General features: G+C 65.4%; 19 protein-coding genes and 1 tRNA gene. 14 read left to right on the top strand and 6 right to left on the bottom strand.

What is annotated here, in order from left to right; translation table 11 throughout:
- Positions 1-17: 17 nt before the first annotated feature.
- From ispE to hisC, 6 genes are all read left to right on the top strand, one after another.
- Positions 18-899 (top strand): 4-(cytidine 5'-diphospho)-2-C-methyl-D-erythritol kinase, encoded by an 882-nt coding sequence (ispE, locus tag DIE02_RS22015; RefSeq protein ID WP_124486510.1) that lies wholly within the window; start codon positions 18-20, stop codon positions 897-899.
- Positions 900-952: 53 nt separating this feature from the next.
- A tRNA-Gln gene (locus DIE02_RS22010) sits at positions 953-1,029 on the top strand.
- A gap of 44 nt (positions 1,030-1,073) precedes the next feature.
- The gene (locus DIE02_RS22005; protein WP_044847472.1) at positions 1,074-2,036 is read left to right on the top strand and encodes a ribose-phosphate pyrophosphokinase; all 963 of its coding nucleotides are present in this window, start codon (positions 1,074-1,076) and stop codon (positions 2,034-2,036) included.
- Positions 2,037-2,198: 162 nt separating this feature from the next.
- Positions 2,199-2,807 (top strand): 50S ribosomal protein L25/general stress protein Ctc, encoded by a 609-nt coding sequence (locus tag DIE02_RS22000; protein ID WP_044847489.1) that lies wholly within the window; start codon positions 2,199-2,201, stop codon positions 2,805-2,807.
- Positions 2,808-2,926: 119 nt separating this feature from the next.
- Positions 2,927-3,526, top strand: coding sequence for an aminoacyl-tRNA hydrolase (gene pth / locus DIE02_RS21995; RefSeq protein WP_124486511.1), 600 nt, complete (start codon positions 2,927-2,929; stop codon positions 3,524-3,526).
- 130 nt (positions 3,527-3,656) lie between these two features.
- On the top strand, positions 3,657-4,724 hold the full coding sequence (gene hisC, locus DIE02_RS21990; RefSeq protein ID WP_124486512.1) for a histidinol-phosphate transaminase: 1,068 nt from the start codon (positions 3,657-3,659) through the stop codon (positions 4,722-4,724).
- 100 nt (positions 4,725-4,824) lie between these two features.
- On the opposite strand, the gene DIE02_RS21985 is transcribed toward hisC, so the two are convergent.
- The 3 genes from DIE02_RS21985 to rsmD all read right to left on the bottom strand — a co-directional run bounded on the left by DIE02_RS21985 (position 4,825) and on the right by rsmD (position 6,374).
- The gene (locus DIE02_RS21985) at positions 4,825-5,091 is read right to left on the bottom strand and encodes a YfhL family 4Fe-4S dicluster ferredoxin (protein WP_124486513.1); all 267 of its coding nucleotides are present in this window, start codon (positions 5,089-5,091) and stop codon (positions 4,825-4,827) included.
- A 59-nt stretch (positions 5,092-5,150) separates the two neighbouring features.
- Positions 5,151-5,648, bottom strand: coding sequence for a pantetheine-phosphate adenylyltransferase (coaD, locus tag DIE02_RS21980; protein ID WP_044847476.1), 498 nt, complete (start codon positions 5,646-5,648; stop codon positions 5,151-5,153).
- A 111-nt stretch (positions 5,649-5,759) separates the two neighbouring features.
- Positions 5,760-6,374, bottom strand: a complete 615-nt coding sequence (rsmD, locus tag DIE02_RS21975; RefSeq protein ID WP_044847477.1) for a 16S rRNA (guanine(966)-N(2))-methyltransferase RsmD — start codon at positions 6,372-6,374, stop codon at positions 5,760-5,762.
- Between the two features lie 202 nt (positions 6,375-6,576).
- On the opposite strand from rsmD, the gene ftsY reads away from it, so the two are divergent.
- Positions 6,577-7,743 carry a signal recognition particle-docking protein FtsY gene (gene ftsY / locus DIE02_RS21970; protein ID WP_124486514.1) on the top strand — a complete coding sequence of 389 codons (1,167 nt, stop codon included), beginning with the start codon at positions 6,577-6,579 and terminating at the stop codon, positions 7,741-7,743.
- Positions 7,744-7,847: 104 nt separating this feature from the next.
- On the opposite strand, the gene maiA is transcribed toward ftsY, so the two are convergent.
- The gene (gene maiA, locus DIE02_RS21965; RefSeq protein WP_044847479.1) at positions 7,848-8,492 is read right to left on the bottom strand and encodes a maleylacetoacetate isomerase; all 645 of its coding nucleotides are present in this window, start codon (positions 8,490-8,492) and stop codon (positions 7,848-7,850) included.
- A gap of 197 nt (positions 8,493-8,689) precedes the next feature.
- Here maiA and ybiB point away from each other — a divergent pair, with 197 nt between their 5' ends.
- Together ybiB and leuA are read left to right on the top strand one after the other, a co-directional pair.
- Positions 8,690-9,664 (top strand): DNA-binding protein YbiB, encoded by a 975-nt coding sequence (gene ybiB / locus DIE02_RS21960; RefSeq protein ID WP_124486515.1) that lies wholly within the window; start codon positions 8,690-8,692, stop codon positions 9,662-9,664.
- A 395-nt stretch (positions 9,665-10,059) separates the two neighbouring features.
- Positions 10,060-11,706: a 2-isopropylmalate synthase gene (leuA, locus tag DIE02_RS21955; RefSeq protein WP_124486516.1), complete on the top strand. Its 1,647-nt coding sequence runs from the start codon at positions 10,060-10,062 to the stop codon at positions 11,704-11,706.
- A 142-nt stretch (positions 11,707-11,848) separates the two neighbouring features.
- Here leuA and DIE02_RS21950 read toward each other — a convergent pair whose 3' ends face one another.
- Together DIE02_RS21950 and DIE02_RS21945 are read right to left on the bottom strand one after the other, a co-directional pair.
- On the bottom strand, positions 11,849-12,232 hold the full coding sequence (locus tag DIE02_RS21950) for a nuclear transport factor 2 family protein (RefSeq protein WP_057926513.1): 384 nt from the start codon (positions 12,230-12,232) through the stop codon (positions 11,849-11,851).
- Between the two features lie 45 nt (positions 12,233-12,277).
- On the bottom strand, positions 12,278-12,847 hold the full coding sequence (locus DIE02_RS21945) for an acyloxyacyl hydrolase (protein WP_124486517.1): 570 nt from the start codon (positions 12,845-12,847) through the stop codon (positions 12,278-12,280).
- Between the two features lie 361 nt (positions 12,848-13,208).
- On the opposite strand from DIE02_RS21945, the gene rpoH reads away from it, so the two are divergent.
- The 5 genes from rpoH to cydX all read left to right on the top strand — a co-directional run bounded on the left by rpoH (position 13,209) and on the right by cydX (position 17,665).
- Entirely contained in the window at positions 13,209-14,144 is a 936-nt protein-coding gene (rpoH, locus tag DIE02_RS21940; protein WP_044847484.1) for an RNA polymerase sigma factor RpoH, read from the top strand.
- Between the two features lie 330 nt (positions 14,145-14,474).
- Positions 14,475-14,750, top strand: coding sequence for a cytochrome oxidase putative small subunit CydP (gene cydP / locus DIE02_RS21935; RefSeq protein ID WP_124486518.1), 276 nt, complete (start codon positions 14,475-14,477; stop codon positions 14,748-14,750).
- Entirely contained in the window at positions 14,740-16,320 is a 1,581-nt protein-coding gene (locus DIE02_RS21930) for a cytochrome ubiquinol oxidase subunit I (protein WP_124486519.1), read from the top strand. The genes cydP and DIE02_RS21930 overlap by 11 nt, the downstream gene beginning before the upstream one ends.
- Before the next feature lie 31 nt (positions 16,321-16,351).
- Positions 16,352-17,488, top strand: a complete 1,137-nt coding sequence (gene cydB / locus DIE02_RS21925) for a cytochrome d ubiquinol oxidase subunit II (protein WP_044847487.1) — start codon at positions 16,352-16,354, stop codon at positions 17,486-17,488.
- Positions 17,489-17,542: 54 nt separating this feature from the next.
- A complete protein-coding gene (gene cydX / locus DIE02_RS21920; RefSeq protein ID WP_006483737.1) occupies positions 17,543-17,665 on the top strand; it encodes a cytochrome bd-I oxidase subunit CydX in 123 nt (40 codons plus the stop codon).
- Positions 17,666-17,740: the final 75 nt, after the last annotated feature.

The following is a 17,740-nucleotide window of genomic DNA, read 5'->3' as shown; positions in this document are numbered from 1 at the left end:
CTAGCCCCGACATACGCATGACCGATTCGATCCGCTCGCTGCGCAACTGCCTTGCGCCCGCGAAACTCAACCTGTTCCTGCACATCACCGGCCGCCGCCCGAACGGCTATCACGATCTGCAGAGCGTGTTCCAGCTGCTGAACTGGGGCGACACGCTGCATTTCACGCTGCGCGACGACGGTCGCGTCGCACGCGTCACCGACGTGCCGGGCGTGCCCGAGGAAAGCGATCTCGTCGTGCGCGCGGCCAACCTGCTGAAAACGCACACGGGCACCGCGGCCGGCGTCGACATCGAGATCGACAAGCGCCTGCCGATGGGCGCGGGCCTCGGCGGCGGCAGCTCCGATGCGGCAACGACGCTGCTCGCGCTGAACCGTCTGTGGCAACTGAACCTGCCGCGCGCGGAACTCCAGTCGCTCGCGGTGAAACTCGGTGCCGACGTTCCGTTTTTTGTTTTTGGAAAAAATGCGTTTGCAGAGGGTATCGGAGAAGAATTAGCTGAGGTAGAATTGCCGACTCGCTGGTTTTTGGTTGTGACGCCGCGAGTTCATGTCCCCACCGCTGAAATTTTTTCAGACGAGTTGTTGACAAGAGATACAAAGCGAGTCACAATTACAGACTTTCTTGCACAGCAAAACAGCGATGCGGGATGGCCAGATAGCTTCGGCCGGAACGATATGCAGCAAGTTGTGACAAGTAAGTACGCGGAAGTTGCGCAGGTGGTCAAATGGTTGTATAATGTGACCCCCGCGAGGATGACCGGCTCCGGAGCAAGCGTGTTTGCAGCGTTTCATAGCAGGCACGAGGCAGAAGCGGCGCAAGCCAAGCTGCCCACCGGTTGGAACGGTGCAGTTGCCGAGAGCCTGAACGAGCATCCGCTCTTCGCTTTCGCGTCATGAAGTTTTGCTTTGCCGGATGGCCTACAAGTCCGGTGAAGTTATCAGTTGAGTGTAGGGGAGTCGCCAAGTTGGTCAAGGCACCGGATTTTGATTCCGGCATGCGAGGGTTCGAGTCCTTCCTCCCCTGCCAAAAATTTTCCCGCATTTCCCGCCTAAGCCTGAAGCAGGTGCACGATGAGCAGCCACAGCCATGATGGCTTGATGGTCTTTACTGGCAACGCGAATCCCGCGCTCGCCCAGGAAGTCGTCAATATCCTTGGAATCCCCCTCGGCAAAGCAATGGTCAGCCGTTTCTCCGACGGTGAGATCCAGGTCGAGATCCAGGAAAACGTGCGCGGCAAGGACGTCTTCGTCCTGCAATCCACGTGCGCGCCGGCCAACGACAACCTGATGGAACTGATGATCATGGTCGATGCGCTCAAGCGCGCATCCGCCGGCCGGATCACCGCTGCCATCCCCTACTTCGGCTATGCCCGCCAGGACCGACGCCCGCGTTCGGCGCGCGTCGCGATCTCGGCGAAGATCGTCGCGAACATGCTGGAAATCGCCGGCGTCGAGCGGATCATCACGATGGATCTGCACGCCGACCAGATTCAAGGCTTCTTCGACATCCCGGTCGACAACATCTACGCAACGCCGATCCTGCTGGGTGACCTGCGCAAGCAGAACTACTCGGATCTGCTCGTCGTGTCGCCGGACGTCGGCGGCGTGGTCCGCGCCCGGGCACTCGCGAAGCAACTCAACTGCGATCTCGCGATCATCGACAAGCGTCGCCCGAAGGCGAACGTCGCCGAAGTGATGAACATCATCGGTGAAGTCGAAGGCCGCACCTGCGTGATCATGGACGACATGGTCGATACGGCCGGCACGCTCTGCAAGGCCGCGCAAGTGCTGAAGGATCGCGGTGCGAAGCAGGTGTTCGCGTACGCGACGCACCCGGTTCTGTCGGGTGGCGCCGCCGAGCGTATCGCCGCATCGGCACTCGACGAGCTGGTCGTCACCGATACGATCCCGCTGTCGGCCGAGTCGCTGTCCTGCTCGAAGATCCGCTCGCTGACGAGCGCGAGCCTGCTGGCAGAAACGTTCTCGCGGATTCGCCGCGGCGACTCGGTGATGTCGCTGTTCGCGGAATCCTGATCGCGGAACGACACGATATAGCATGCGCAGAAAGCGAAGCGGCAACGCTTCGCTTTTTGCACAATCGGACGGGATAGACGAAACCCCGTCCGTTTCATCGGGGGCCGCCATTTCGCCGGCCCCGTTTTACTGCCTGGTCGCGGGCAGCAAATGGAGAATCACATGAAAGTCGTCGCTTTCGAGCGCCAACAGCAAGGTACGGGTGCGAGCCGCCGCCTGCGCAACGCCGGTAAGACCACGGGTATCGTCTACGGTGGCGAAGCAGCCCCGCAAAAGATCGAACTGGATCACAACGCGCTGTGGCACGCCCTGAAGAAGGAAGCCTTCCACTCGTCGATCCTCGACCTGGAAGTCGCTGGCCAGTCGCAACAGGTTCTGCTGCGCGACGTGCAATACCACCCGTTCAAGCAACTCGTGCTGCACGTGGACTTCCAGCGCGTCGACGCGAAGAAGAAGCTGCACACGAAGGTGCCGCTGCACTTCCTGAACGCTGAAGTCAGCCCGGCAGTGAAGCTGTCGAGCGCAATCGTCTCGCACGTCGCGACGGAAATCGAAGTCGAGTGCCTGCCGTCGGCCCTGCCGGAATTCCTCGAAGTCGATCTGTCGAAGATCGAAGCAGGTCAGTCGCTGCACGCGAAGGACATCGCACTGCCGAAGGGCGTGACGCTGGTCGCGCACGTCGACGCGGAAAACCCGGTTGTCGCATCGGCGACGGTCCCGGCTGGTGCCGTGTCGGACGCAGCAGGCGAAGGCGAAACGCCGGCTGCCTAAGCGGCTGCCCACGCGCCATTCGATCCGTTTCACGAAACGGTCGACGCAACCCGCCGCGGCTTGCCCGGCGGGTTTTTCTTTTTCTGCGCCCAGGCGGGCGCTGCCGCCTACGAAACGTCATGATCAAACTGATCGTCGGCCTCGGCAATCCCGGGGCGGAATACACCGCGACGCGCCATAACGCCGGCTTCTGGCTGATCGACCAGCTCGCCCGCGAAGCCGGCGCGACGCTGCGCGACGAGCGCCGCTTTCACGGCTTCTACGCAAAAGCGCGCCTGCACGGCGAGGAAGTCCACCTGCTCGAGCCGCAAACCTACATGAACCGCTCCGGCCAGTCGGTCGTCGCACTCGCGAATTTCTTCAAGATCCTGCCCGACCAGATCCTCGTCGCCCACGACGAACTCGATCTGCCGCCCGGCACCGTGAAGCTGAAGCTCGGCGGCGGCAGCGGCGGCCACAACGGCCTGAAGGACATCTCCGCGCATCTGTCGTCGCAACAGTACTGGCGCCTGCGCATCGGCATCGGCCATCCGCGCGACCTGATCCCGGAAGGCTCGCGCGCCGGCGCGAAACCCGACGTCGCGAACTTCGTGCTGAAGCCGCCGCGCCGCGAGGAGCAGGACGTGATCGACGCATCGATCGAACGCGCGCTCGCCGTGATGCCGATGGTCGTCAAGGGCGAACTCGACCGCGCGACGATGCAGCTGCATCGCAATTGAACCCGCGCTGCACCGGTGCGGTGCAATGTGCCGCCCGGTTGCGCCGGGCAGCCCCGCCCTGCCGCGCAATTGCGCACTGCAACGCCCACATGCGGTAATCTGGTCGCTTTTGCCCGTCAGGAGCCAAGCGGTGAGCCGTTACTGGAGCGACGTCGTTCAGCAACTCGTGCCTTACGTGCCGGGCGAACAGCCCGCGCTCGCACACCCCGTCAAGCTGAACACCAACGAGAATCCCTATCCGCCTTCGCCGCGCGTCGTCGCGGCGATCGCACGCGAACTCGGCGATACCGGCGACACGCTGCGCCGCTATCCCGATCCGCTCGCGCGCGCACTGCGCGAGACGGTCGCGGCCCATCACCGCATCAAGCCCGAACAGGTCTTCGTCGGCAACGGCTCCGACGAAGTCCTCGCGCACGCATTCCAGGCCCTGCTCAAGCATGACCGGCCGCTGCGCTTTCCCGACATCTCGTACAGCTTCTACCCGACCTACGCGCGCCTGTATGGCGTAGAGACTGCGATCGTGCCGCTCGCGGACGACTTCTCGATCCGGGTCGAAGACTATCTCGACGACGCGGGCGGCGTGCTGTTCCCGAACCCGAACGCGCCGACCGGGCGCGCGCTGCCGCTCGCGGACATCGAGCGGATCGCGGCCGCGAACCCGTCGTCGGTCGTGCTGATCGACGAGGCGTATGTCGATTTCGGCGCGCAATCCGCGATCGCGCTGATCGACCGCCATCCGAACCTGCTCGTCGTGCACACGACGTCGAAGGCGCGCTCGCTCGCGGGCATGCGCGTCGGCTTCGCGTTTGGCGATGCCGCGTTGATCGACGCACTGAACCGCGTGAAGGACAGCTTCAATTCCTATCCGCTCGACCGGCTCGCGCAGGCCGCGGCGCAGGCGGCATACGAAGATACCGACTATTTCGGCGCGACCTGCCGGCGCGTGATCGACAGCCGCACGCGGCTCACGCACGCGCTCGAGGCGCTCGGTTTCGACGTCGTGCCGTCGGCCGCGAACTTCGTGTTCGCGCGCCATCCCGCGCACGATGCGGGCACGATCGCGGCACAGCTAAAGGATCGGGAAATTTTCGTGCGGCACTTCAGGGCGCCGCGCATCGACCAGCACTTGCGCATCACCGTCGGTACCGACGCCGAATGCGACGCGCTCGTCGCGGCATTGCGCGAGCTGATCGGCTGAAACGGTAGCGGAAGCTGAAACGGAAACGGAAACGGAACCGGCGCCGAACGGCGCCGGCCGAGGAAATCGTGACGTCGAGACGCGCGACGTCAGCAGGGCGTCACTGCACGTCGTCGCCCTTCGCGGCGGTCAACGCGTGATACTTCGCCATCAACTGCGCGTGCGATTCGTCGTGCTGCGGATCGCGCGGAATGCATTCGACCGGACACACCTGCTGGCACTGCGGCTCGTCGAAATGGCCGACGCACTCGGTGCACTTGTTCGGGTCGATCACGTAGATATCCGGGCCCATCGAAATCGCGCCGTTCGGGCACTCGGGCTCGCACACGTCGCAATTGATGCACTCGTCGGTAATCATCAAAGACATACTGATCTCACTTCTTCAGGCCGGCGGCCGGCTTCACGACGAAACCGGCCGGCCCCGCGTCACGCGGCCGGGCCTCCCATCGCAGTGACTTTCTCGGTCAGCCACTTCTCGACGGACGGGAACACGAACTTGCTGACATCGCCGCCCAACTGCGCGATTTCGCGCACGATCGTCCCCGAGATGAACTGGTACTGATCGGACGGCGTCATGAACATCGTCTCGACGTCGGGCAACAGATAGCGGTTCATCCCCGCCATCTGGAACTCGTATTCGAAATCGGACACGGCACGCAGGCCGCGCACGATCACGCGCGCGTTGTTGATGCGGACGAAATCCTTCAGGAGGCCCGTGAAACTCATGACCTTCACGTTCGGATAATGACCGAGCACCTCGTTCGCAATCGTCAGACGTTCTTCCAGCGAGAAGAACGGCTTCTTCGCGCGGCTGTCGGCGACACCCACCACCAGCGTATCAAAAATGCTCGACGCACGCCGCACGAGGTCTTCGTGCCCGCGCGTCAGCGGATCGAACGTACCGGGATACACGGCGACTACCATGTCGCTCCTCCTGTCATCACGCAAACGGGGTGGCAGCCGTGCGACGCGCACGCCACTGCCGAGATGGGCATGCGTCGCCTTTGCCGCGCGCCGCCTCGTATGGAACGCGCATTATTCATCATTTTCGCGCCGCAGCAAATGATAGTGAACCGCACCGGCCTTGCCGTGCTTCACCACCTGCCAGCCGGCCAGTGCGTCGTGCGCGGCCGGGTCGAGCTCCGCCCCCGTTTCGACATACAGCGCGCCATCCGGCGAGACGAGCGGCGCCGCCAGCGCGATCGCGCGATCGAGCACGGCCGGCTCGCCGAACGGCGGATCGAGGAACACGACGTCGAACGCGCCCGGGGTCAGCCCGGCCGCGAGCCGCAGCGCGTCGGCTTCCGCGACCTCGACCGAGCGTGCGCCGAGCTTGTCCTTGATCGTGCGCAGCTGCTGCGCCGCGCGCGGGTGGCGCTCGACCATCACGACACTCGTCGCGCCGCGCGACGCGGCCTCGAAGCCGAGCGCGCCGGTGCCCGCGAACAGGTCGAGGCAGCGCCGGCCTTCGAGATCCTGGCCGAGCCAGTTGAACAGGGTCTCGCGCACGCGATCGGGCGTCGGCCGCAGGCCGTCGAGATCGAGCACGGCGAGCGGCGTGCGTTTCCAGTCACCGCCGATGATGCGGATCGTGTGCGGCTTGCCGCGGCCGGCGGGGGCCGCCGGGCGGCCGGAAGAGGAACGGGACATACGGAATATCGACAACGGAGGGAACGGGTGCGCACGCGGGCGCACCGCCAAACAGGCGCACGTTACCACAGCGGCGGCACCGACTGACGCGAGTGCCTCGCCGCACTGATAAAATGCACGGTTTCGGCCGTCGTGCGCACGCGCGCCGGCCTCTCCGGCGCTCCGCCCTGGCGGCGCCCCGCCCTCTTCCCGACGTCAGACCATGTTCAGCTTCTTCAAACGATTCAAGAAAACGCAGGAGCCCGACTCCGCGGAATCGCAATCAGCCGACGCGCCGCAACCGGACGAGCCGTCCGACGCGCCCGCGCCCGCCCCCGAGCCCCGCCGGGCGGTCGAAGCACCGCAAGCGCCCGCGCAACCGCGACAGGCCGCGCCGGCCGTCGTGATGACGGTCACGCCGACCAACGACGGCAGCGACGAAGTCGTCGAAGCGGTCGAGATCGTGCCGCCGCCGACGCAGGACGCGTCCGCGAAGAAGTCGTGGCTCGCGCGCCTGAAGTCGGGGCTCGCGAAGACGGGCTCGAGCATCACCGGCGTGTTCGTCAACACGAAGATCGACGAGGATCTGTACGAGGAGCTCGAAGCCGCGCTGCTGATGTCCGACGCCGGCGTCGACGCGACCGAGTACCTGCTCGGCGCGCTGCGCGAGAAGGTGCGCGCGGGCCGGCTCACCGATCCGCAGCAGGTGAAGGGCGCGCTGCACGACCTGCTCGTCGAACTGCTGACGCCGCTCGAGAAGTCGCTGATGCTCGGTCGCGCGCAACCGCTCGTGATGATGATCACGGGCGTGAACGGCGCGGGCAAGACCACCAGCATCGGCAAGCTCGCGAAGCACCTGCAGAGCTTCGACCAGTCGGTGCTGCTGGCCGCGGGCGACACGTTCCGCGCGGCCGCGCGCGAACAGCTGGCGGTCTGGGGCGAGCGCAACAACGTGACGGTCGTCCAGCAGGAAAGCGGCGATCCGGCCGCAGTGATCTTCGACGCGGTCAGCGCCGCGCGCGCACGCAAGATCGACGTAATGATGGCCGACACGGCCGGCCGCCTGCCGACGCAGCTGCACCTGATGGAAGAGCTGAAGAAGGTGAAGCGCGTGATCTCGAAGGCGCACGACGGCGCGCCGCACGAGGTGCTGCTCGTGATCGACGCGAACACGGGCCAGAACGCGCTCACGCAGGTGAAGGCCTTCGACGATGCGCTCGGCCTCACGGGCCTGATCGTCACGAAGCTCGACGGCACCGCCAAGGGCGGGATCCTCGCCGCGATCGCGCGGCAGCGCCCGGTGCCCGTCTACTTCATCGGCGTCGGCGAGAAGGTCGAGGACCTGCAGCCGTTCAACGCAGTGGAATTCGCGGACGCGCTGCTCGGCTGAACGCCGCCGGCCCGCATCGCACGGGGCGCCTTCGGGCGCCCTTTTTACATGCGCGGCCGGAAGCCGTCAGCCGGAAGCCGGCGGCCCCGCGACGTTATTCGATGTCATTCGGCGTCGGGCTGCACGCCAGGCTCGGCGGCCTTGAACGCATCGAGCGTCGACGCATGATCGGCGATCCGCTGGATCGTCGGAAAGCGCGTCGTGTCGATCGAGAAACGGTTCGCGTTGAACACCTGCGGCACGATGCAGATATCGGCGAGCGTCGGCGTGTCGCCGAAGCACAGCTTGCCGGTGCGCGGATCGCTCGCGAGGCGCGTCTCGAGCGACGCGAAACCCGCCTCGATCCAGTGCCGGTACCATTCGTTCTTCGCTTCCTCCGGCACCTTCAGCGTGTGCTTCAGGTATTTCAGCACGCGCAGGTTGTTCAGCGGATGGATCTCGCACGCGACCTGCAGCGCGATCGCCCGCACATACGCGCGGTCGACCGGCGCCTTCGGCAGCAGCGCGGGTTCGGGATGCGTTTCCTCGAGATATTCGATGATCGCGAGCGATTGCTGCAGCGTGGCATCGCCGTCGATCAGCGTCGGCACGACGGCATCCGGATTCACCGCGCGATACGCGTCCTTCAGTTGCTCGCCGCCGTCGCGCAGCATGTGCACGGGGACCGTGTCGAACGGCAGCTGCTTCAGGTTCAGGGCGATCCGCACGCGGTACGACGCGGAACTGCGGAAATAGCTGTAAAGCTTCATGGGTGTCTCTCTGTTGGTCGTATTCGGCCGGTAACGGCGCCTGCAGCGCACGCACGGCACCGCCGGGAACCCGAGTTTAGCGCGCCGCGCGGCGGTGGCGCGCAGCCGCGCTTGGGCGAGCCGCGCCCATGCGATACTCGGGGCATTCCTTACCGCTCACCGCGCGGCCCGATGCCGGCCGCCCGCCCCACGCCCCGATGACCGCTCCCCACGACTCCGCCGCCTCGCCGCTCCCCTGCGCCCGCTTCATCAAGGAAATCGGCCGCGGCCCGAACGGCGCACGCGCGCTGTCCGCCGAAGACACGTTCGAGCTCTATCGCGCGATGCTCGAAGCGCGCGTGTCGGACGTCGAACTCGGCGCGATCCTGATCGCGTATCGCCTGAAGGGCGAAAGCGCCGACGAACTGTCCGCGATGCTCGCCGCCGCGCAGGCGTCGTTCGAACCGGTGCACGTGCAGGATGCCGCCTTCCGCCCGGTGTCGATCCCGAGCTACAACGGCGCGCGCAAGCAGCCGAACCTGGTGCCGCTGCTCGCGCTGCTGCTCGCGCGCGAAGGCGTGCCGGTGCTCGTGCACGGCGTCGAACGCGATCCGGGCCGCGTGACGAGCGCGGAGATCTTCTCGGCGCTGTCGATCGCGCCGTCGAAGTCGCACGACGCGATCGAGGACATGCTCGCGGAGCGCCGCGTCGCGTTCGCGCCGATCGACGCGCTGGCGCCGCGCATCGCGCGTCTGCTGGCGCTGCGCGGCGTGCTCGGCGTGCGCAACTCCACGCACACGCTCGTGAAGATCCTGCAGCCGTTCGCGCCGGCCGGGCTGCGGCTCGTCAACTACACGCATCCGCCGTACCGCGACAGCCTCGCGCAACTGTTCCGCGATCATCCGGACGCCGCGCGCGGCGGTGCGCTGCTCGCGCGCGGCACCGAAGGCGAAGCGGTGGCCGACACGCGGCGCCAGGTGCAGGTCGACTGGCTGCACGACGGCATGTGCGACACGCTGATCGAGCCCGAGCGCTCGTCGAGCGACGCACCGCCCGTCGCGCTGCCCGAATCGCGCGACGCGGCGACCACGGCCGCGTGGACGGACGCCGTGCTGCGCGGCGAAGTTCCGGTGCCGGACGCGCTTGCGCGGCAGGTCGACACGATCGTGCGGATCGCCCGGATCGCACCCTGACCGGCATCCCGGGCCGGCGTGCTGTCGCGCCGGCCTTTTCAACCGACCATTTGACACGCACCCGCATCCTGGCATAGAGTTGTCGCCATGCGTTCCTTTCCGAACACCCTCCGAATTACCTCCGGCCGCCTAGCGCGGTCGCTATCGCTACGACTAGCCTAAGGCTGTCTTAGCGCCGTGTGCTGTCCGCACGGTCCCTCCCTGCAGTTCCTCGCAGCACCCTTCTCGCAGTTTTTACAACCCGAAGTCGTCAGCATTCGTCCGTCTATCCGTCGGTCGATTCGCGAAGATCATCCGCATCCGCAGCGCGTTTCCGGCGCCACGGTGCGAGGCAGCGCCTACCGTCGCCCATGCCGCCCGTCTTCGCTCGCGACTTGAGACCCGAGGTCCAGAAGATGAAGCGCAACCCGCAAGACAAGTATCGTCCGTTCGAACCCGTCCGCATCAATGGCCGCCGCTGGCCGACCCGCACCATCGAGCGTGCGCCGGTCTGGATGAGCACCGACCTGCGCGACGGCAACCAGTCGCTGATCGAGCCGATGAGCATCGAACAGAAGCTGGAGTTCTTCGACATGCTGGTCGCGATCGGTTTCAAGGAGATCGAAGTCGGGTTTCCGTCGGCGTCGCAGACCGACTTCGATTTCGTCCGCAAGCTGATCGACGAGAAGCGGATCCCCGACGACGTGACGATCGAAGTGCTCGTGCAGTCGCGCGAAGACCTGATCGCGCGCACCTTCGACGCGCTCGACGGCGTGCCGCGCGCGATCGTGCACCTGTACAACGCGATCTGCCCGTCGTTCCGGCGCATCGTGTTCGGGATGTCGAAGGACGACGTGAAGGCGCTCGCGGTCGAGGGCACGCGACTCATCAAGGAACACGCGGCGGCCCGCCGGGACACGCACTGGACCTATCAGTACTCTCCTGAAACCTTCAGCATGACCGAGCTGACGTTCGCGCGCGAAGTATGCGACGCGGTCGCGCAGGCGTGGCGTCCGACCCGCGATCACAAGATGATCGTCAACCTGCCGGCGACCGTCGAAGCCGCGAGCCCGAACGTGTTCGCCGACCAGATCGAGTGGATGGACCGCAACCTCGCGTATCGCGACAGCATCGTGCTGTCCGTGCATCCGCACAACGATCGCGGCACCGCGGTCGCCGCCGCCGAACTCGCGCTGCTCGCGGGCGCCGACCGCATCGAGGGCTGCCTGTTCGGCAACGGCGAGCGCACCGGCAACGTCGACCTCGTCACGCTCGCGCTGAACCTCTATACGCAGGGTATCGACCCGGGCCTCGATTTCTCCGACATCGACGCGGTGCGCCGCGTGGTCGAGCGCTGCAACCAGATTCCGGTGCATCCGCGCCATCCGTACGCGGGCGACCTCGTGTTCACCGCGTTCTCCGGCTCGCACCAGGACGCGATCCGCAAGGGCTTCGCGCAGCAGCGCCCGGACGCGGTGTGGGAAGTGCCGTACCTGCCGATCGACCCGGCCGACCTCGGCCGCAGCTATGACGCGGTGATCCGCGTGAACAGCCAGTCCGGCAAGGGCGGCGCGACGTTCCTGCTCGAACGCGGGATGGGCTTCACGCCGACGCGCCGCGTGCAGATCGAATTCAGCCACGCGGTGCAGACGCTCGCCGACGCATCCGGCGAGGAAGTGACCGGCGACGCGATCTGTGCGCTGTTCGCGCGCGAATTCTTCGAGACCGACGGCCCGGCCGCGCGCCACGGCAACGGGGCGCGCTGGCAGAACCGCGACATCGCGAGCGCGCCGCCGGCCGATGCGACGCCCGAAGACGCCGTGCAGCGCATGGCCGCGGCCTTCGCGACGGCAGCCGGCGCGACGATCGACGTCGCCTCGTGCGAGCACGCGCGCACGACGGACGGCCGGATCGCGGTATCGGTCGGCTGCCGGGTCGGCGACGCGCCGCTGCGGCATGGTGTCGGGGTGCACGACGACGCCGCGAGCGCCGCGCTCGATGCGGTCGTCAGCGCGATCAACCGCTCGGCCTGGCATTGCGCCGACCGCCGTGCGGCGGCCTGACGGCAGGTTTCGCTTCAGGGTTCGAACGTCAGCGAGCGGTGCGTGACCGCCCGTGCGCCGCGCGATCCGCGCCGCACGGGCCAATGAAAAGCGGCCCAGAAGGCCGCTTCGGTCGGGACATGAAAAGGAGCGCCAGGCGCGCTCATGTCTCGGTCGCGCACCGCGTGGCCTGCCACGCGAGCAGGCGCCAGTGGCCCTGCTCATGCGTGTGGACGGCCGTATAGGCGATCGGAAACACCAGCCCGCCGTTGTTCGTTTCCATCTCGATCAACGCGCGCCCGGTGACGACGCAGGTCGCGTCGCCGACGGGCAGCAGGTCCTGCGACTGGATTTCGATCTGGCGATAGCGGCGGCGGCCGGCGACGATGGCGTCGATGAACTGCTGCTTGGTTTCGCGTTTGCCGTTGGTGTGCACGAAGAACACCTTGTCCGACAATTGCGCGTCGAGCGCCTCGCCGTCTCCGTCGACCATCGCCCGGAACCGATCGCGCTCGAGCGCGCGAATCGCATCGACCACCTTCGCCATCGCCTGACTCCTCGGCAACGCGCCCGCCGTGCGCCGGCGTGCGGATCAGAAGTTGTACTGCACGTAGAACTGGTGGAAATTTATACCAGGATTCGGCTCTTTGATACCCGCGTTAGACACATGTTGAAAACGGTAACCGACCTGATACTGTTGCCGTTCTCCGAACTGGGCGCCAACGCCGGCGACGTCCACGAACTGGAACGACGTCGCCAGCGACAGATTGTTGGAGATCGTCGGGGAGGTCAGGAAGCGGATGCCGGCACCGGCCTCGATGAACGGACGCACCTGGCCCGCGCTCTTGATGAAGCGGAACATCGGCTGCGCGCCGAATTCGCCGATGCTGCCATGAACATTGCCGCCCGTATGCCAGTAGCCGGCGTGCCCTTCCATCACGAACGCGAAGTGCCAGCCGCCGATTTCCCACCAGTTCCAGCCCGGATCCCACACGACGCCGAGATCGCCCTTGTCGATCCCGTGGCGATCGGAAAACCCGCCGCCGGCCTGGATTCCCCATCGATCCGCGAACGCGGCGCCCGATCCGCCCAGCAGCGACGCCGCCAGCAGCGCGTGCAGCGCAAGCCGACTATGGGGCCGGCGATTCTTCTTATTGTTCATCTGACACTCCAACTTTGTGGGTTGAATGGAGCCTTGCCGCAGCGGCCGGGCCCGAGCGAACTGAATGGTATGGTAAAGGACTTTTCGGATCGGCATCGCGAAGCGAAATTGTTTGCTTCCAAAACTACAAAAATCGAAACCGTCTACTGATTACCATCAGAAACAATGGCTTACGGAACTTCGCACCGCCAGCCAGGTCGCAAATTAGACTATCGACTCGACAAGTTCGATAGAAAACCGGGAACTCGGATGCCCCCGTGCCCTCTAAGGAATTAGCACTCGGATTACGGGAGTGCTAAGATGGGCCCCGGAATCTCATCCGAGACCAGGGGTTTGTCCCTGATTCCAAAGGAGTTTTTTAGTGAGCCACGCCCTGACCCTTCCGAATACCCTGAGCCCGACGCCGGCCAAGGCCGAATCGGCAGGCTCGCTGGCGCTCGCGACTCAATCGATGTTGCCGGGCCAGCTTGGCAACATCGACGCGTATATCCAGGCCGTCAACCGGATCCCGCTGCTGAGCGCCGAAGAGGAACGCCAGTACGCGACCGAATTCCGCGAAGACAACAACCTCGACTCGGCACGCCGCCTCGTGCTGTCGCACCTGCGGCTCGTCGTGTCGATCGCGCGCAACTATCTCGGCTACGGCCTGCCGCACGGCGACCTGATCCAGGAAGGCAACATCGGCCTGATGAAGGCGGTGAAGCGTTTCGACCCGGCGCAAAACGTGCGTCTGGTGTCGTACGCGATCCACTGGATCAAGGCCGAGATCCACGAGTACATCCTGCGCAACTGGCGGATGGTGAAGGTCGCGACGACGAAGGCGCAGCGCAAGCTGTTCTTCAACCTGCGCAGCCACAAGAAGAGCATGCAGGCGATGACGCCCGAGGAAATCGACGGCCTCGCGCAGGAGCTCAACGTCAAGCGCGAAGACGTGACCGAAATGGAAACGCGCCTGTCGGGCGGCGACATCGCACTCGAGGGCCAAGTGGAAGACGGCGAGGAGTCGTACGCGCCGATCGCCTATCTGGCCGATTCGCACAACGAGCCGACCGCCGTGCTCGCCGCGCGTCAGCGCGACATGCTGCAGACGGACGGCATCGCGCAGGCGCTCGAGGCGCTCGACGCCCGCAGCCGCCGGATCATCGAGGCGCGCTGGCTGAACGTCGACGACGACGGCTCGGGCGGCTCGACGCTGCACGATCTCGCGGCCGAGTTCGGCGTATCGGCGGAACGCATCCGCCAGATCGAAGCGAGCGCCATGAAGAAGATGCGCACCGCACTTGCCGAATACGCCTGAATCCGCGATTTAGAGCGCTTCACCCAAAACCGCTGCCCGCCCGGCAGCGGTTTTTTTTCGTCTGTCGTTTTTAGCCTCGATCGTGTCTGATTAATCGACCTTGTTGATCGGGTATCGGGCGAATTCCGGCCCCTTCCGCATAACCTTGATCTGCCTCAAGTTTCGGCATGCGCTTCGCGACGGTCTGCCGCATCGCCGCACTCGGCATCGGAAAGCCGGCATTTTAAAATTGGCATGTCGGCTCAAAAGGATTAAAACAGCTTAACTGCCGTCATAAATCCGACGTAAAGTCGCCCCAAAACCGATGTAAATCGATTCAGGATAATCACCTTGATCTCGATCAATAAAGCGCCTGCGCCGCGTCCCCCGCAGGCCACAGGCAGCGGCTGGCGCGCACGCATCGCCGCGTGGGCGCGCGGGCCGACCCTCATGCGCGACATCACGCTGGTGCTGATCGTCAAGCTGATCCTCCTGATGTCGCTCAAATACGCATTCTTCAATCATCCGCAGGCCGAGCACATGTCGCTGCCGCCTGCCGTCGTCGCCGAGAAGCTGCTCTCGGTGCCGGCGCCTGCATCTACCGAGGGAGACCACCATGATAAGTAGCGAAGTCGTCGATCTGTCGCGTCTGCAGTTCGGCATCACGGCGCTCTACCACTTCCTGTTCGTGCCGCTGACGCTCGGCCTGTCCTGGCTGCTCGTCATCATGGAAGCCGTCTACGTGATGACCGGCAAACAGGTCTACAAGGACATGACGCAGTTCTGGGGCAAGTTGTTCGGGATCAACTTCGCGATGGGCGTGACGACCGGCATCACGCTCGAATTCCAGTTCGGCACGAACTGGTCGTACTACTCGCACTATGTCGGCGACATCTTCGGCGTGCCGCTCGCGGTCGAGGGCCTGATGGCGTTCTTCCTCGAATCGACGTTCGTCGGCCTGTTCTTCTTCGGCTGGAACCGCCTGTCGAAGGTCAAGCACCTGATGGTCACGTTCCTCGTCGCACTGGGCTCGAACCTGTCCGCGCTGTGGATCCTCGTCGCGAACGGCTGGATGAACAACCCGGTCGGCGCCGAGTTCAACTACCAGACGATGCGCATGGAGTTGACGAACCTGTTCGACGTGCTGTTCAACCCGGTCGCGCAGGTGAAGTTCGTGCACACCGTGTCGGCCGGCTACGTGACGGCCGCGATGTTCGTGCTCGGCATCTCGTCGTGGTATCTGCTGAAGAAGCGCGACACCGACTTCGCGCTGCGCTCGTTCGCGGTCGCGGCCGGCTTCGGTCTCGCGTCGACGCTTTGCGTGATCGTGCTCGGCGACGAGTCGGGCTATACGACCGGCGAAGTGCAGAAGATGAAGCTCGCCGCGATCGAATCGGAATGGGAAACCCAGCCGGCGCCGGCGTCGTTCACGCTGATCGGCATTCCGAACCAGAAGGAAGAGCGCACCGACTACGCGATCAAGATCCCGTACGCGCTCGGCCTGATCGCGACGCGCTCGATCGACGAGCCGGTGATCGGCCTGCGCGAGCTCGCGAAGCGCAGCGAGGAGCACATCCAGAGCGGGATGGTCGCGTACGGCGCATTGCAGAAGATCAAGCAGGGCGACACGAGCGACGCGACCCGCGCATTGTTCGACCAGCACAAGCAGTATCTCGGCTACGGGTTGATGCTCAAGCAGTTCACGCCGAACGTGACCGATGCGACGCCGGATCAGATCAAGGCCGCCGCGAAGAAGACCATTCCGCCGGTCGCGCCCGTGTTCTTCTCGTTCCGGATCATGGTGTTCCTCGGCTTCCTGTTCCTCGCGACCTTCGTCGCCGCGTTCTGGTTCTGCGCGCGCCGGCAGCTGCTGCAGGACAACCGCCGCTGGTTCCTGCGCTATGCGGTGTGGGCGATCCCGCTGCCGTGGCTCGCCGCGGAATTCGGCTGGGTCGTCGCCGAGCTCGGTCGCCAGCCGTGGACGATCGCGGGCATCCTGCCGACGCACCTGTCCGCGTCGAGCCTGACGTCGACGGACCTGTACCTGAGCCTCGCCGGTTTCATCGCGTTCTACACGGCACTGTTCGTCATCGAGATCAAGCTGATGTTCAAGTACGCGCGGCTCGGCCCGTCGTCGCTGCATACCGGCCGCTATCACCACGAACTCGCCGCAGCCGGCGAGCGTGCCGCGGTTTGAGCACGCCCCCGCAACGGAACAAGGAATCGCTATGGACTATGCAACTCTCAAGCTGATCTGGTGGCTGCTCGTCGGCGTGCTGCTGATCGGCTTCGCCGTCACCGACGGCTTCGACATGGGCGCGACCGCGCTGCTGCCGTTCCTCGGCAAGACCGACGAGGAGCGCCGCATCATCGTCAACACGGTCGGTGCGACGTGGGAAGGCAACCAGGTGTGGCTGATCACGGCCGGCGGCGCGATGTTCGCCGCCTGGCCGCTCGTCTATGCCGCGTCGTTCTCCGGCTTCTACTTCGCGATGCTGCTCGTGCTGTTCGCGCTGTTCTTCCGGCCGGTCGGCTTCGACTATCGCAGCAAGCGGCCCGACCCGCGCTGGCGCGCGGGCTGGGACTGGGGCCTGTTCGTCGGCGGTTTCGTGCCCGCGCTGGTGTTCGGCGTCGCGTTCGGCAACCTGCTGCAGGGCGTGCCGTTCAAGTTCGACAGCGACCTGCGCGTCACCTACTACGGCGGCTTCTGGGCGCTGCTGAACCCGTTCGCGCTGCTCTGCGGGCTCGTCAGCCTCACGATGCTGGTCGCGCACGGCGCGGCATTCATCAAGATGAAGACCGACGGCGTGATCGCACGCCGCGCGTCGATCGCGCTGCGGGTGTCGGCGCTCGTCGCGGTCGTGCTGTTCGTGCTGGCCGGCGTGCTGATCGCGTCGACCATCGGCGGCTTCCACATCACGCACGCCGCGCCGACCGACACGGTCGCGAACCCGCTGCTGAAGGACGTGGCGGCCGGCTCGGGCCTGTGGCTCGCGAATTACGGCGAGTATCCGTGGATGATCGCGGCGCCGGTCGTCGGGATCGCGGGCGGCCTGCTCGCACTGCTGCTCGCCGGCTCGAAGCAGGAAAAGACGGCGTTCTTCTGCACCGGCCTGATGATCGCCGGCGTGATCCTGACCGCGGGTTTCTCGATGTTCCCGTTCATCATGCCGTCGTCGCTCGACCCGCGCAGCAGCCTGACCGTGTGGGATTCGACGTCGAGCCACATGACGCTGCAGGTGATGCTGTTCGCGGTGATCGTGTTCCTGCCGATCGTCCTGCTCTATACGAGCTGGGTGTACCGCGTGATGCGCGGCAAGGTCACGCACCAGTCGCTCGAAGAGAACAAGCACTCGATGTATTGAACCCGGCCGGGGCGCGCACGCGCCCTCGCCCACCGTTTCGCAAGGAGTCGGATCATGTGGTACTTCAGCTGGATTCTCGGTATCGGCGTCGCGCTGTCGTTCGGCATCGTCAACGCGATGTGGCTCGAAGCGCGGCAGAAGCCGCAGGAAGCGCCGGTGCGCGCACGCCGCGACTGACCGCTCCGGCGCGGCGGCGGCTGATCGCCCCGCCGCCCGCCGTCGGGAACGAACCTCGCTACGTGCGAGGTTTTT

It is taken from the genome of Burkholderia sp. Bp8991, from assembly GCF_003853795.1.
In the GTDB taxonomy this organism is placed as follows: domain Bacteria; phylum Pseudomonadota; class Gammaproteobacteria; order Burkholderiales; family Burkholderiaceae; genus Burkholderia.
The sequence above is the reverse complement of the archived record's forward strand: the minus strand, read 5'-3'. Positions and strand labels throughout refer to the sequence as shown.